The following is a 14,651-nucleotide window of genomic DNA, read 5'->3' as shown; positions in this document are numbered from 1 at the left end:
GCGAGCAAGCTTTGCTCCTACGGGTACGCGGTCATTTCTTCATGATGGCGGTGAACAGTTCCGAGTCGAGGAACCGTTGCAGCCAGGCCTGCAATCGCGCATACGGCGTCTGCGCAAACCATTCCCGATCGACATGCGCAAACTGCCGCACGAACGGCAGCAACGCCACATCCGCCAGACTCGGGTGCTCGGCCAGCAAATAATCCTGACCTCGCAGCAACTCATCAAGCATGCGCAAAAACACCTCGCCTTCGGCCCGATACGTTTCCATCGGCTGCTCGGGATACCGCTCGGCGTATTTGTAGCGATTCAAATGCACCTTGAACACTTGATCATTTTCCTCGATCAGCGCCGCGATCCGTTGCTGCCCGACCGCGTCACCTGCGAGCAGCCAGTCCTCAGGATCGTTCTGCGCCAACGCCCAGTGCATGATCGCCAGGCTTTCATCAATCACCCGACCATCCACCGCCAGCACCGGCACCGTGCCTTTGCTCGACAACGCCAGCATCTCGGCCGGTTTGGCTTTCAGGCTGACTTCGACAATTTGCACCTCAACCCCTGAATAACGCAGCGCCATGCGGGCGCGCATCGCGTAGGGACAGCGGCGGAAAGAATACAGCGTGGTCATTTGACCTCCAGCGTGCTCAAGCCATTGCCTTGGCGGCGGACCTGAATCTGCACCGGAATCCGTTCATGCATTTCCTGCACGTGGGAAATCACCGCGACCTTGCGCCCCTGCGCCTGCAAACCGTCGAGCGCGTCCATTGCCAGTTGCAGCGATTCCGGATCGAGGCTGCCGAAACCTTCGTCGATAAACAGCGATTCGATTTTCAACGTGCTCGACGCCATTGACGCCAGACCTAGCGCCAGGGCCAACGACACGAGGAACGTTTCGCCGCCCGACAGCGAATGCACCGAACGCAATTCGTCGCCCATTTCCGTGTCCATCACCAGCAAGCCGAGCATGCTGCCGCCGCGCTTCAGACGATAGCGTCGCACCAGTTGGCGCAATTGCACGTTGGCGTGATGCACCAACAAGTCGAGGTTGTAGGCCTGAGCGATCTTGCGGAAGGTGTCGCCGGTCGCCGAGCCGATCAGCGCACTCAAGCGCGCCCAGCGCTGGTACTCGGTGTAGGCATCGGCGATCTGCTGCGCCAGGGCCTGATTGGCATTTTGCCGGCGCTGATCTTCAGCCTGCTCGGCACGCAATTCGGCGCATCGGTGCTCACTGACGCTGAACTGGTTTTGCAGTTCCGCCAGCGCATTCGCCAATTGTTCGGCGTCGAGGTTGCCGTTGTGCTGCGCCTGATGCTGGAGCAGACGCTTGTCGCGTTCCTCCAGCAACACCTTGGCTTGTTCGATGGCTTTTTCGCTGCTTTGCAGCATCTGCCGCAGCTCACTGACCTGCTTATCGTCCACGCTCAGCAATGCTTCGAGACCACCGTCATCCAGCTGCGGATGCTGCGCGCGCCAGTCGGCAATCTTGCTGCTGAGCTCGCGATCCTCAGTTTCCAGCGCTTGCGAACGCTGTTGCTGCGCCTTGAGTTCGGCGGCCAGTTGCACCAGCGCCGTGCGCACGCTTTGCAGCTCCTGATTGGCGCCGGATTCCGCTGCGCGAGCCTGTTCAACCGCCTGATCGAGTTGCTGCTGCCACTGCTCGGCGCTGGCATGTTCTCCGAGCAATTGTGCGAGTTTGTGCTCGCCAGTCTGGTGCTGTTCGGCCAGTACGTTGAACTGCTGTTGCACGGTTTGCAGGTGTTGCGCGCGGGTCTGCTGGCGATCCTGTTCTTTTTCAAGCGTATGTTGGCGCTGCTGCTGTTCGCCGAGTTCGTCGCGCTGCTGCTCAAGTTGCTGCAAGCGCTGGGCGATTTGCTGGTCGAGCTGCATGAACGTCGCGGCCGGCTCGTTGCGCAGGGCTTCGAGCGTATCGGACGGGAGCAGCGTGCGGAACGCCGTCAGTTCTTCGTCGAGGCGCTGGCGGTCGTTGCCCAACGCTTGTTGCTGATTGCTCAGGTGTTGCGCGGCTTGCTGGCTGGCGGTCTCAGCGTTGCGCAGTTGCTGCGCGAGGCGCGCGGCGTCCTGTTGCAAGGTGAGCAGGGCGCTTTGGCGCTGTTCGTCCTGAGTGATGCTCTGGTTCAGTTGACTGTTCTGTTGCGCGAGCCAGGCGTCGCGTTTGGCCGCGTCCTGATTGAGCAATTGCGCGGACAGCGGGTGCGCTTCGAGGCTCGGCGTCAGGCTCTGTTGCTGGCTGGCGAGCTGTTCCTGCTGTTGCAGCAACTCTTTCTGCTGGGCGATCAGACCGCCGACTTCGGCGCGCAGCTCGGTGAGTTTTTCCTTCAGCACATCGACCGCTTGCTGCGCGTTGGTCAGCTCACTTTCGTCATGCCGGCCGAGGCTTTGCAGCAGCGCTTCGGGCTGATGATAAGGATGCTCGGGGCTGCCACAAACCGGGCACGGCTGATCGTCCTGCAACTGCGCGCGCAGTTCCTCGACACTTTCGCTGCGTGCCAGGCGTTGGCGTTCGAGCAATTGGCGGGTGACGTTCAGGGTCTGTTCGGCGACGGTCAGTTCGGACTTGGTTTTCACCCCGTCCTGGGTCAGGCGTTCGCGTTCCTGCTGGGCGGCGAGTTGGCGCTGTTGCAGCTCGGCACCGCGCTTGTCCAGATCTTGCTGACTGGCCCACAAGCGCGTCAGTTCTTCGAACCCGCGAAGTTGTTTGCGGTTGTCCTGCAGCAAAGTGCTCAGCAGCTGGATTTGCTCGGCGACGGCTTCCGGCTCAGCACCGGCCTCCTTGTAAAGCACTTCCAGATTCTGCTTTTGCGCCGCCAGCGCTTCGGCGGCGTGCGTCGCGCGTTGGTCTAGATTGGCCAGTTCTTCCTGACCTTTGTTCAGGCGATTGCCGATCAACATAAGTTGTTGCAGCCGATCGCGGTAAGCATTCCAGGCATCGCTGAGCGGCGCCAGATGCACGCTTTGCGCAAGCTCCGCGCCAATGCGCTGCAAGCGTTCGGCGACCTGCTGTTGCTGGTCGAGCAAACCTTGAATGGCGGTTTGGCCCTGGGTGCAGGCCTGCTCGGCTTGCTGCTTGAGGTCGGCGCTCGAACTCGTCTCGCGCACCAGGCGGGCGAGGGTGCTTTGCTCTTCAAAAGCCTGACGCAGCAGCGGCGCGTTTGTCGCATGCTGGTCCTGCGCTTCGGTCAACGCGATGTGCGCGGTGTTCAGGCTCTGCTCGAGTTGAGTCTGGCGCTCGGTCAATTGCTGTTGCTGCTGCGTGTGCTGCTGGATCTGCGCGGCCAGCGGCGTGAGCTGCGCGACCAGTTCAGTCTGGCGCGCAAATTGATGGCGCTGCGGTGCCAGTTGCTCCAGCCGGGTCAGCTTCAAACGCTCGCCGGCCAGGCCTTCCCAATGCTGCTGGGCGGTGTGCAATTGCTCGGCGGCGCTTTGCTGTTCTTCCTGCAATTGGCGTAGCTGTTTGAGCCAGGTGTGTTGCTCTTCGAGTTGCTTGAGTTGTGCTTGCTGGAGCTTGAGTTGCTGCTGCGCTTCGTTGAAGCGCTCATCCAGTTCAGCGCGCGCCTCGGGCGCCAGCGGCGTGACGCCGGTGGCCTGATCCTGGAGCAATTTGTGCGCTTCACGCGCCTCTTTGGTCTTGTCGAACGCGCGCCGGCCCAGACGCGTGTAAAGCGCGGTGTCGGTGAGTTTTTCCAGCAGTTCGCTGCGGTCGTTGTCGTCAGCCTTGAGGAACGCGCTGAACTCGCTCTGGGCCAGCAGCACGGCGCGGGTGAACTGTTCGAAGTTCAGGCCCAGCGCGGCTTCGAGTTGGGTCTTGTACTCGCCTTTCTGACTCGCCAGCAACTGATCCTGATCGATATCGCGCAGGCTCTGGCGACTGGCTTGCAACTTGCCGCCAGCCTTTTCCCGAGCGCGATTGGCTTCCCAGCGCGCGCGATAACGACGGCCATCAATGCCGACGAAATCGACTTCGGCATAACCTTCGCCGGTGCCACGGCGCAGCAAGGTACGCGGGTCGCCGGTGCCGATTTCGCCGTCGGCGTCCGGCACTTTGGCGTCGCGCCCGGTGTTGTTCAGGCGCGGCACGGCACCGAACAGCGCCAGGCACAAGGCATCGAGCAAGGTGCTTTTGCCGGCGCCGGTCGGCCCGGTGATCGCGAACAATCCGGCGCTGGCCAGCGGTTCGGCGGTGAAGTCGATTTCAAACGGCCCGGCGAGCGAGGCGAGGTTTTTCAAGCGGATCGCGAGAATTTTCATGGCTGTTCGCGCTCCATTTGCACGTCTTGCAGCAGCTCGGCAAAGTCCTTGAGGGTTTGCTCGTCAACCTCGCTGCCGTAGTTGTCCTGCCACGCGCGGCTGAACAATTCCTGCGGCGAGAGCTGGTCCAGTTCGATCAGCGTGGCATTGTCATCAGCGCCGTCATTGCGTCCGGTGCCGGCGTATTCAGCGGCAATCCGCACCAGCCGCACGGCTTTGCCTTGCAGCGCGGTTTCCACTTGATAACGCAGATCGGGTTGCGGCTCTTCGAGGCGCACGCGCACTTCCAGCCACGGTTGGCGCTGCAGATCTTCGAGCAAATCAGTGTTCGGCAGCTCGGCTAGTTGCAGCAGAATCTCGGCCAGCGGCGCCGGGCCGATGCGCTGCAGATTGACCGCGCGCGGGATCAGTTTCGGTTCGACGCTGAGCAGGGTTTCGCCGTCGAGTTTGACGTCGAGAATCTGGTGTTGGTAATTGATCTCGGAGAACGACAGCGGAATCGGCGAGCCGCTGTAGCGGATGCGTTCTTCACCGTTGACCTTCTGCGGTTTGTGCAGATGCCCGAGCGCGACGTAGCTGATGGTCGTGCCAAACAGGCTGGCGGGCAGGGCTTCGGCATTGCCGATGATCAGGCTGCGCTCGGAATCTTCCGAGACCGACCCGCCGGCCATGTGCGCGTGGCTGATGGCGATCAGCGCCTGCCCCGGCGTGCGTTTGGCGTTGGCTGCGGCGATCAGCCATTCGTGGACCTGCCCGATACCGCGCAAATAGTTGTCGCCCAACTGCGCGCCGGTCACTTCGGCCGGCCGCAGGAACGGCAGCGCCAGGCACCAGGCGCGAATTTCGCCGCTGGCGTCGGGCAACGGCAGCAACAGCCGTTCGGCATCAAGTTGGCCGTCATCCAGCCACAACACCCGACCCAGCGCGTGAGTGCGCAAGCGCCGCATCAGCGGCGCGGGCAGTTCGATGCGCGAGCCGGAATCGTGGTTGCCGGCAATCATCACGATGGTCAGCGACGGCTGCTGTTCGTGAGCGCCGACGATGAAATCGTAGAGGCGTTCCTGGGCTTTGACCGGCGGGTTGACCGTGTCAAAGATATCGCCAGCGATCAGCAAAACGTCGGGCTGGTCCAGCTTCAGCTGGCGCAACAGCCATTCGAGAAAACAACCGTGCTCGAAATCGCGATCCTGGCCGTGCAAGTTCTGCCCAAGGTGCCAGTCGGAGGTGTGGAACAGACGCAAGGCAATCTCCGCAAACAATAAAGTGATGGCCGCGGGGGTAAACATGGGCGGCTAAAGGAGAGGGAGTTTACTGGCAAACACCGCGGATGTGGTCACGCATCACCTGTGGCGAGGGGGCTTGCCCCCGTTCGGCTGCGCAGCAGTCGTGCTTCAAATGATTCGGCGGGCTGGAATAAAACAACGGGGCCGCTTCGCGACCCAACGGGGGCAAGCCCCCTCGCCACAAAGAATGTGTTTATCCGCCGGGTTTTCGGCACGGATTCATCCGCCGCACTTCAGCAAAAATCTCGGTAATTGGCCGCCGAGGCTGGCGTTTGTGCAGTTGCCGGACTTGTTCGCTCATCCGCACCAGTTCCTCGCTGGGTTTGGCCCATTGTTCTTTCGGCAGCGATTCCGACCACTGTTGCATCACTTCCGGCATGGCGTGCGGGGCCATTTTCTGGATGCGGCGGACTTCCCATTCGGTCAGGTGGTTGGGGATCGTCCACAGGGTCATGACGTGGTACAGGTACCAGAAAAATCCAGAGAGCCGGTTACGTTCGCCGTCGCGGATTTGTTGATGCATGCGCGCGCGAGCATTGTGGAAAGTGTGCAGGCCTTCGTGCGGTGGGTCGCCGGGGTTTTGCAGGTCTTGCGGATCCTGGATGGTCTTGAGGTCGTTGATTTCGTATTCCATGTACCCGCGAATCGCTTCCCAATGGCTGATGGCGATGGGCAGGCCGAAGCAGGGGAATTCGACGCTGGTCAGGGTTTCGCCATGCTGGAAACCGATGCCCATGCCGTAGTGGCGCTGGATGCCGTATTGGGTGGCGCCTTGGGATTCGATGACCCACGCGGATAGGGATTCCCAAGGGACGAAGACGGGTTCGGTGGCGTCTTCGGGGTTGAAGCAGACTTCGCGGCGCTGGCGGTTGAAGCGGGTGGGGATGATGGTGAGGCGTTTTTTGTGGTTGTGGTTCCAGACGCAGAGGCCGATCAGCAGCATGAAAGCACCGGTTATCAAAGCGTATGCATAGCCGGTGTCGAATATCCCGACCACTGAGCTCCAGATATCCTCCCAACCGTAACCAAAGAAAATTCCTAATACGCCAGTCAGTAGCGGAAATAGAAAAGCGATAGAGAAGGCGACGCTAAATGCACCTCCCAATATTGCTTGCCATGAAAATACCTCAGGCCATCCCAGTCCGAAGTCCAAGTAGATGTCATTCAATTCCCCTATGTGAGGGCCGTGCGGTGGTATGAGTGTCGGTAGTGGTAACGGCGCCAGATAAGTGATACTTCCACTTGGAAACGGTTCCACATCGCCAGCCTCACGGGATTGCTCAATGTGGGAGGAAGGCAGCGGGCTATCAATCTTGGTGGGCATGATCGGCCAGCTCCAGCAAATGGGTTTCAACCAGCGACATTGGGCCGGCGCTCAGTAATGAGCCGAGTAAAAAGCGCCGCGCGTGTCTAACCCCCCAGAAGATTTCAAGCACTTCGTTTACCCGTCGGATTCATCCGCCGCACTTCAGCAAAAATCTCGGTAATCGGTCGCCGAGGCTGGCGTTTGTGCAGTTGCCGCACTTGTTCGCTCATCCGCGCCAGTTCCTCGCTGGGTTTGGCCCATTGTTCTTTTGGCAGCGGTTCCGACCACTGTTGCATCACTTCCGGCATGGCGTGCGGGGCCATTTTCTGGATGCGGCGGACTTCCCATTCGGTCAGGTGGTTGGGGATCGTCCACAGGGTCATCACGTGATACAGGTACCAGAAAAATCCCGAGAGCCGGTTGCGTTCGCCGTCGCGGATTTGTTGATGCATGCGCGCGCGAGCATTGTGGAAAGTGTGCAAGCCTTCGTGCGGTGGATCGCCGGGGTTTTGCAGGTCTAGCGGGTCCTGGATGGTCTTGAGGTCGTTGATTTCATATTCCATGTAACCGCGAATCGCTTCCCAATGGCTGATGGCGATGGGTAGGCCGAAGCAGGGGAATTCGACGCTGGTGAGGGTTTCGCCATGCTGGAAACCGATGCCCATACCGTACTGGCGCTGGATGCCGTATTGGGTCGCGCCTTGTGACTCGATGACCCAGGCGGATAGCGATTCCCAAGGGACGAAGACGGGTTCGGTGGCGTCTTCGGGGTTGAAGCAGACTTCGCGGCGCTGGCGGTTGAAGCGGGTGGGGATGATTTGGAGACGTTTTTTGTGGTTGTGGTGCCAAGTGCACAGACCTATGACTAAGGAGACCGCTCCTGTGAGTGCTGCATATCCATCTATCTCGAAAAAAACGCCTTTTATGGCGTCAGTAATATCGTCCCAAGCCATTCCGAAAAGAAAAAACAGGAACCCGCTGATCAGCGGGAAAACACACATAGCAATAAAGGCGCCCGTGAACGGGAGCCCTAATATGGCCTGCCACGAAAACACCTCCGGCGTCCCCAATCCGAAGTCCATGAATACATCATTCAATTTCCCGATGTGAGGTCCGTGAGGCGACATGGATGTTGGTAATGGAAACGGCGCAAGATAAGTGATTCTTCCGCTCGGAAACGGTTCGACATCCCCTGCTTGTCGGCACCTTTGATACTGCGGCGTAGGTACAGATCTATTGTTCTTGGTGGGCATGGTCGGCCAGCTCCAGCAGATGAATTTCAACCAGCAGCATTGGCGGACGCTCGGTGACGTGCTGATTCGGCAGAGCCGGAAAATGTCCTTCACCATGGGCATTGAAACGGATGACGCGATTGCAGGAAATCCACTCTCCCTTGTTGCCTAAAGTTTGTATGCACACCGTCAATTCAACAATTTCTGAGGCGGGCGCGTATTCGGCCTCGGGATCTGGTGGATATTGCAAGCAAAGTATCAAGCGATCCGGGCCTTTCTCAACGATGCGTAGACTGCGCGCAACATCATCGCTGATAAAGTCCGTACGCTTCCTGGGCGTACCTCGGTTGTGGAGGGGAGTGGACGAACGTAGAGCGCCGATTCCCATACGATTGGCTGGTTGACCATTCAACGATGGCTGAAAATCATCAGCCGTTAGTCCAGGCAATATCAGATGGATATCCCTGTCTTTCGCTTTTAACAGCAGGTTTCTCAGCCACGAGTCATGTTCGTTTTTACCCAATTGAACATAGGGAGCATGGATCAAATAGGTTAAGTAACTTTTGTATTCTTCCAAAGTATGGTCGCCGCGCACATTGGCATCTAGACTCCACGGCGTCGTTCTGAGCCATTTGTCGTGGGCGCTGATGTTGTATCGGTTGTAGAGCCAAGTACCGGCCAGTTCTAGTACCGTGAACAGCGCACCGGCCAAGTTAAATCGAAAAAACACCGAAGATAGACGAGTGCCTGCGGCGGCCCAAGCGGTTGTTCGCGCAGCGGCATTCTGTGCAGTAATTACTTTGATCGTGGCGCGGAATGTATGGCTAAAACCATAAGCATTAACTGTCGTCATTCCGGTTGCTCCCAGCGCGGCAAGCGCTGCACTGTTCTGAGCTGACTCATTTCCGCTGCGTGTTGCCTGCTGCCAGTTCTGATGCTGAGTATTCAAACTCATTACTGACGCAAGGAACCCGAAAAAGTAGGTGAAGCCACCTAGCCCAATATGCATTTTTCCCATCTGCACGTGAACGCTCTGCAAGGCGTGTCGCTGGAGACCCGCGACGAGCTCCGCACTTCGTGCTTTTAGAGCAGTGTCAAAGAGACTCTGGGCCGCAGTGAATCCCGCTGCTCCGGTAGCAGCAAGTGCATTGGCCAAAGGCATCCATGTTCGCTTGTTACCGGATTGGTTGGTCAATTCTCTTATCACCGAAACCAAATTCACCCCCTGAACCAAAAACACCAACAACCCCATCCCCTCGCTTTTAATCAATCCCGCATTCGGCACCGCGCTAACCCCCATCCGGATACTCTTCAGCAAACTCCTGACCTCGGTCTGCTGCGCCGGCGGAAACACCAGCGTCACCCCCGCGCGAGCCGGCGTCGCCCCGTACAGCCGCACCGATTGATCCGGCAGTTCCGCGATCGGGCTGAGCGCGCCGGCCAACCGCGCCTCGAGTTGCGTCAATTGCCCGCGCACCCGGGCAATTTCGTCCTGCAACTCCACCGCCCGTGGCGACTTGTGGCCCTGGCGGTTTTTGTTGTGGGTGATTTGGTTGCGTTCACGGGTCAGGGTTTTCAGGTAGTCACGCTCCCTGAGTATTTCTTTGAGGTTGGTTTGCAGCGCTGCGTGTTCCGCCGCTGTGGCGACGGTAAAGGTCACGCCGGTGGTTTTTGCCGCGTCGAGCAGTCGCATGTACAGCGCCTTGGGCAGGCGCTGGAACAGTTCGTCGAGGTCAGGGATTTTCTCCGCCGCGAGGTTGAATCCTTCCAACGCGCGACTCAGCCCCATGTTCAGCGCGGGGCTGATGCTGTGTTGCGCCGCGTCGGCGACGGCGCGGGTGTGCTCGGGTAAATCGTCGAGGGCCGGCAGGTGCGGTTGCTCGATTTTCTTCAACTCGGCGAGCCAGCGCGGCAGGTTGTTGAACACGCCCATGCCGGCGTTGAACAACAGCGTGTATTGCACCGCTTGTTCCGGTTGCAGGCGCCACGGCAACGTATAGAACAGTGGCCGGGTCAGCTCCGGATGTTTTTCCAGGTAGCCGAGGATTTTTTCGCTCGCCTCATCGCTGCGACAAATGTCTTTGAGGCAGGCGTATTCGGCGCCGAACGCCTGGCCCAGTTGCGCTGGTTCGTGCGCGTCGTAATACCACGCCGAGCGGTGATAGCGTCCGGCGCACACCAGCATCGTGCGGTCGGCGGTGATGCGTTCGAGCAGGTTATTCCAGCGGCCAATGTCGAAGCGGTACTGGAACAATTCGTCGTCCATGGCGGCGCGGTCGATGAAGTCGTTGACCCCGCGTTTACCGCTGAACACCGAACCCTCGAGCAGATTGCGGATGCGCAGATCGTTGTCCTTGCCGAGGTTGACCAGCGTCTGCAAATGACGCTCGACAAAGTCGCTGGGTGACGCCGCGAAATACTCGCGCGTGTAGTAACGAAGGTCCGCTTCAGCATTCGCGCGACCGTACGCCGTGGCGTCCGGGGCGAGGCCGTCGAAACGGTTCATTGCGTAGGCCTGATCCACGGCATCGCGACGCATCTGCTCCAGTTCAGGCGTGACAGTAACGCTGGGCGGGACAACTTTGCCGCCACGGTTCAGGTAGTCGAGCAAGGTCTTGCGGGTTTGTTCGCGATCCGCTTCCGGCAACTGCTGCAGATCGGCGAACAAGGCTTTTGCGCGAGGGTCATTGCTGACCTCGGACAGCTTGTCGACGTCTGCCGGGCTGAGTTGACTCAAGGACTCGATATAGCAGGCGAGCAAATAGTTGCGTTCGTTGTTATCAGCATTGGTCCAGTCGTCGACCCAGCCGACCAGCACGTCTTGATAATCGGCCAGATCCCGCAGCACGCCGAGGTCGTCCGGCACCACGAGGAACAGCGTGTCGTCCTGATACGCCGGGCGTACCTGGCCGAGAAACTCGCCGATGTGCGCCTCGCGAAAACGCTGAGGTTGTTCCCAAAGATAAGGTTTGCGTTCGTGCTCGGGCACAGCGCTGACGTGCACGGTCGGCAGCAACACGGCGTCCGGCGACGGTTCATCCGGGCTTTGTGCGTTCTCCACTGGCGGAGTCGGCGCCTCGGCAATCTCGGCCAGCCACTGCTGCGATTGCTCAACCGTCAGCAAGTGCTCGCCGCCGGTTGCGCAATCCACCGGGCCGAGGTCGACGGCTTGCATGAAGTGGTCGCGCTCTTCGCGGCTGTCGATGACCTGGGCGCATTTGGCGGCGGTCCATTGCACCTCGGCGAAGCTCACATGCAACACGCTGCGCCGGGAAAAGATCAGGGCCGGGCGCTCTTCGATGGCCGCGCGCTGGTCGCCGACCACCTTGGCGCCCTTGTGCAGCAGGGCGCTGACCAAACCGTTGAGGACGCGATATTCGTGCAGATGGCCGGTGACGCTGTCGATTACGTACAGCCAGCCATCGCGTAGCAAACGGATGCCCAGCGGCCGCGTATCGAGGGCGTAAGGCAACTTCAGATGGTTATCAGGATCGAGGTTTTTTTCGACGAGGCCATAGCGCAATGGCAAAAGCTGCACGTGGGTCTGGCGCAACGGGCAGGCGCCGGGCGAGCCGATGGCAGTTTTCGGCGCCGCCGCTGCGGCGAGATTGGCAGGGTGGTTCATGGGCGGCCTCGTTGATTTGCCCAGTCGTGGGCCATGTCGGCGGCCAGCGCGATACGCTCACCGATAGGTTGCAGGGAAGGCGTATGCAGCAATCGATTGAGGTGCGGGTGTTGTTCGAGCGGTGAGCCATTCAGCCAAGCCATGACGTTGGCGTAATAGAACAGCTCGGATTGGCTGTTCAGCCCCAGGGAACTGGCCTCGGCGCCGAGCTGCTCAAGCACTGGCCAGCGTTGGGCCACGGTTGCGCCGCGATGGAATTCGGGGAAGTGCTTGAGTAAATGCGCGTCGAGTTCAATCAGCACACGCCGCTGATCAGCCAAGTCCAGCGCTGAATTCTGTTCGGCGCTCAGGCGATAGGGCGTTGGCAAGTTGGGGCACTCTGCCAACCGAGGCTGGTGATGTTGCCAATCCGCCGCGACGCCATCGCTCGTTACTACGCCCGCAAGCGGCCCGAACAGGCGCTGATCGCCACTGCCGAACAGCGCTCGGGCGACGGCGGCGTCGGCCAGGCGCAGGAACACTGGCAACCCTTCGGGCAACTCGACGGTCAGCAATTTGCGCAAGTGCTGCGCCACGGCGTGCACCGAATCCGCGCTGAACAGCAGCACGGCCCATTCCTCGTGCGCGTGCTGGAGATAGAACTGCAAAAGTGGTTCGTCGATTGATTGCACGGCGGCTAAAACCGGCGAGATATCTCGCAGGTCGGTGAAGGACGGGCAGTCGTACAAGGCAACCGTGGTGGCGCCGGGGCTCAGTTGTTTCAGGCGTTGCGGCAAATCGCTGACGGTTGCGCCATCGAGCAACAGCAAAGCCTGATGTTTGCCCCACGGCAGGTCTGCGGGCAGAGAGGTTGAGAGCGTCATGCTTGGGCCGCCTCGCAAATCAGGCAACGCGAGCTGCGGTTTGCCACCAGTGCGTGGCGTTGCTGCGCCGGGTCGAACGTCACTTTGAGCAACGGCAGCGCGCCCGGTATCAACGGTTCCGCTGGCATCGTCGTCGCTGGAGCGCCGCCCTCGACAATTGCCACGCTGCTGAAGATGCCGTCCGGCCCGAGCGTCAGCCAATGCCCGCCGGCCTTGACCGTCAGGTGCGCTCCGCCATCAATAACCACTTGCTGGCCGGCGCTGAGGTGGATTTGCTGCGTGGCGTTAAGCCGCTGACTGCTGACGCGAATGTGCTGGTCGCCGAGCACCAGCAGGTGGTCGTCCTGTTTCAGTTCGGTGAGGCGATTGCCGTGGGTGAGGTGCTGTTCTTCGCCGCGCAGGTCGTGGCTGGCGATGCCGCCGACGACCACGCTGCGCTGGTTGTCGACCTGAATGCGCTCGTCATTAAGTACAAGCTGGACGAAATCGCGCTGGGCGCGCAGCGCAATTTCCTCGGCACCGGCGCGGTCCTCGATGCGCAGCTCGTTGAAACCGCCGCCACCGGGGCTGCTCTGGCTGCGCAGAATGCTTTGCGTATGCTGCGCCGGAAGGTCCAGCGGCACCGGCGTCGCGGCGTTCGGCAGACAACCGAGGACGAAGGGTTTGTCGGGATCGCCTTCGCTGAAACCCACCAGCACTTCCATGCCCACGCGCGGAATCTGCACGCTGCCGTATTGCTCATGCGCCCAGTGGGTCGCCACTCGCAGCCAGCAACTGGATTGCTCGTTTTGCTGTCCGTCGCGGTCCCAGAACATCTGGACTTTCACGCGGCCGTAGGCGTCGCAGTAGATCTCTTCGCCAGCGGGGCCGGTGACGACCGTATGCTGGTTGCCGGTCACCCGAGGTTTGCGGTGCTCCAGCGCCGGACGGAAATTCACGTCCCAAGGCGTCGCAACGAAATGGTTGCGATAACCCTGAGTGAAACCGTCATCGGAGCTGACTTCGGGCGCCGCTTCCTCAAGCGATTGTGGCTGGCGGCCGGAATGCTCTACGCGAGTCAGTAACCACAGGCCGTTGCAGTCCGCTCGCGGGTGTTCGCTGAGGTCGAGAAAACTGCCGTTGCGCAGTAGCGGCTGGTCGCTGCGTCCTTGGGCCTGGCGATAATCGGCGCGATGGCGCTCGAGGGTGCGCTGACTCAGATGTTGCCCGCGTTGACGATGGATGAATTGCCCGGGAAAGGCGTAATCCTCCAGTTCAGGCAATCGTGCTTCCCGCGCGTCAGCCTGCAACAGTACGTTGGGTTTTTCGAAGTGGTAATCGCGGCGGCTGACGTGGGTGGTGCGGGTGTGCAATTGCACCTGGAAGCGGTCGATGACTGGAGCTTCGGCAACCATCCCGCTACCCGGGGCGTAGGCGGTTGGCGCGGCAGGTTGGGGGAAAACCGTCTGATCATCGCCGAACACCAGCGTGTGCCCGTCAACGCTGTGCTGGAAATGAAAGTGCAAGCCTTCCTCTTCACACAAACGCTGGATGAAGTGCAGGTCACTCTCGTTGTATTGCACGCAGTAAATGCGCGGCGGGTAATCGGCGCTGAGTTGAAAACGCCAGGTATCCGACTGCATGCCGTGATCGCTGAGAATTCTGGCGATGATCTGCGGGACGTTCTGCTGCTGGAAAATGCGCTGGTTATGCCGGTGCGCGAGGTAGGCGAGGTGCGGCGCCAGAACCATCTGGTAGCTGGTCAGGCGAGCGCCGGAATCGCCTTGAGCGACTCGATAAACCTGCCCGTGAATCCCCGAGCCATCGGCGCCGAAAGACAGGAACGCAGGACGATGCAGGAGCGCTTCGAGATCAAGATCCCGATGCTCGCTGACCAGTTGCAGTTCGACTTCATAGGTCTGGTTGAGCGCTTCGGTCGCGCGAAATTCCACCACCTGAAGATCGTGGTGGGAGCCTTCAAGCTCGAGCTTGAAAACAACGGTTTTGGCAGCCTTCAACATCCACATGTCCCTGTGTCTTTTCAGGCACGGGACTTTGCGGGGGTCGCCAACTTGGCGCAGTCAGGAGAATCGTTTT

General features: G+C 60.1%; 8 protein-coding genes. All 8 read right to left on the bottom strand.

The genetic code is table 11. The features are described from left to right. Nucleotides 1-31: 31 nt before the first annotated feature. Nucleotides 32-628: a glutathione S-transferase gene (locus FBY12_RS05640; protein ID WP_145251862.1), complete on the bottom strand. Its 597-nt coding sequence runs from the start codon at nt 626-628 to the stop codon at nt 32-34. Next, the gene (locus FBY12_RS05635) at nt 625-4,266 is read right to left on the bottom strand and encodes an AAA family ATPase (RefSeq protein WP_145251860.1); all 3,642 of its coding nucleotides are present in this window, start codon (nt 4,264-4,266) and stop codon (nt 625-627) included. Before FBY12_RS05635 ends, FBY12_RS05640 begins: the two co-directional genes overlap by 4 nt. Further along, the gene (locus FBY12_RS05630) at nt 4,263-5,507 is read right to left on the bottom strand and encodes an exonuclease SbcCD subunit D C-terminal domain-containing protein (RefSeq protein ID WP_145252336.1); all 1,245 of its coding nucleotides are present in this window, start codon (nt 5,505-5,507) and stop codon (nt 4,263-4,265) included. Before FBY12_RS05630 ends, FBY12_RS05635 begins: the two co-directional genes overlap by 4 nt. 235 nt (nt 5,508-5,742) lie before the next feature. Beyond that, complete coding sequence (locus tag FBY12_RS05625) at nt 5,743-6,492, bottom strand: hypothetical protein (protein ID WP_256663264.1); 750 nt, start codon at nt 6,490-6,492, stop codon at nt 5,743-5,745. A gap of 485 nt (nt 6,493-6,977) precedes the next feature. Beyond that, nucleotides 6,978-7,937, bottom strand: coding sequence for a hypothetical protein (locus tag FBY12_RS05620; RefSeq protein ID WP_256663263.1), 960 nt, complete (start codon nt 7,935-7,937; stop codon nt 6,978-6,980). A 151-nt stretch (nt 7,938-8,088) separates the two neighbouring features. Next, entirely contained in the window at nt 8,089-11,712 is a 3,624-nt protein-coding gene (locus FBY12_RS05615) for a toxin VasX (RefSeq protein WP_145251856.1), read from the bottom strand. Beyond that, entirely contained in the window at nt 11,709-12,575 is an 867-nt protein-coding gene (locus FBY12_RS05610; protein WP_145251854.1) for a DUF4123 domain-containing protein, read from the bottom strand. Before FBY12_RS05610 ends, FBY12_RS05615 begins: the two co-directional genes overlap by 4 nt. After that, nucleotides 12,572-14,575 (bottom strand): type VI secretion system tip protein VgrG, encoded by a 2,004-nt coding sequence (locus FBY12_RS05605; protein ID WP_145251852.1) that lies wholly within the window; start codon nt 14,573-14,575, stop codon nt 12,572-12,574. Before FBY12_RS05605 ends, FBY12_RS05610 begins: the two co-directional genes overlap by 4 nt. Between the last annotated feature and the right edge of the window lie 76 nt (nt 14,576-14,651).

This window comes from Pseudomonas sp. SJZ131 (assembly GCF_007828705.1).
GTDB lineage: Bacteria > Pseudomonadota > Gammaproteobacteria > Pseudomonadales > Pseudomonadaceae > Aquipseudomonas > Aquipseudomonas prosekii.
This window is presented reverse-complemented; position numbering and strand designations above follow the sequence as displayed.